Origin of the sequence: Olsenella sp. HMSC062G07 (assembly GCF_001811895.1) — a bacterium.
GTDB classification, from domain to species: domain Bacteria; phylum Actinomycetota; class Coriobacteriia; order Coriobacteriales; family Atopobiaceae; genus Olsenella_F; species Olsenella_F massiliensis.
Map to the genome: position 1 here is coordinate 165,925 of NZ_KV806945.1, position 1,051 is coordinate 166,975.

Sequence of the window (1,051 nt, forward strand, 5' to 3'; positions counted from 1 at the left end):
GAAGAACCCAGCCGGTTCCGATGATGGCCCCGAAGCCCATGGTAAAGAAGTTCCAGAGCGAGAGACTCTTGCGCATGCCCTGCCCCGTCGCCCCGTCCCGCCTGTCGTCATCCATGCCGCCCCCCTTGGCGCGTCACCCGCCACTGCGAACATGAGGCGGCCCTCGCATAGGGTATCTCAGACGCGAATGATGCGGGACGCAGGGAAAAGTTAGTTAAATATAACTTAAGGTTTTCTGTCACTCGTCGTCCGTTGCTCGGGACTTTGTGCCCGATGGTCTTGCGAGACACGGCGCCTGTGGGCCTGCGACGCGCGCCCGGAAAAAAACTTCTTACTCTCTCCTACGTGCGCACGCCGCGCAAGGGGCCTGCGCACCATCGGCCCACTTACGGATAGGGAGGGATGCATGTCAGACAAGGAGATAACGCCCGCCGGTTCCGGTGGCATGAAGAAGGAGCTGACGCTCTTCAACTTCTTCACCATCGGGTTCGGGGCCATCATCGGAACCGGCTGGGTTCTTCTCGTAGGCAACTGGATGGTGATGGGGGGAGGGCCGTTTCCGGCGATAATCGCCTTTATGCTCGGCTCTATCTTCCTGGTTCCCATCGGCTGCGTCTTTGGCGAGCTCACGGCCGCGATACCCATCTCGGGCGGCATCATCGAGTACGTTGACCGCACGTATGGGCGCAAGCTCGGCTTCCTGACGGGCTGGATGCTCCTGCTCGGCAACGCGCCCCTGTGCCCCTGGGAGGCCATCGCGATATCGACCCTGCTCACGGACCGCTTTGCCAAGTTCCCCGCCCTTAACTGGCTCACGTCGGTCAAGCTCTACACGATCCTGGGCGCCGACGTCTACCTCTGGCCGACGGTCATCGCCCTGGGCTTTGCGGTGCTGGTGATCTTCCTCAACTTCAAGGGCGCCGGGGCGGCCGCCAAGCTGTCGAGCTTCCTGACGAAGGCCCTGCTCGCAGGCATGATCCTCGCCATGGTCATCTCGTTCATGACGGGCTCTCCCGACAACGCCATGCCCGTGTTCTCGCAGGTCTCCAAC

1 protein-coding gene is annotated in these 1,051 nt (G+C 61.9%); it reads left to right on the forward strand.

Annotation, left to right across the window (positions count from 1 at the left end):
* Nucleotides 1-406 precede the first annotated feature (406 nt).
* The coding region (locus tag HMPREF2826_RS02810; RefSeq protein ID WP_148138312.1) for an APC family permease at nucleotides 407-1,051 on the forward strand (645 nt) is incomplete at its 3' end.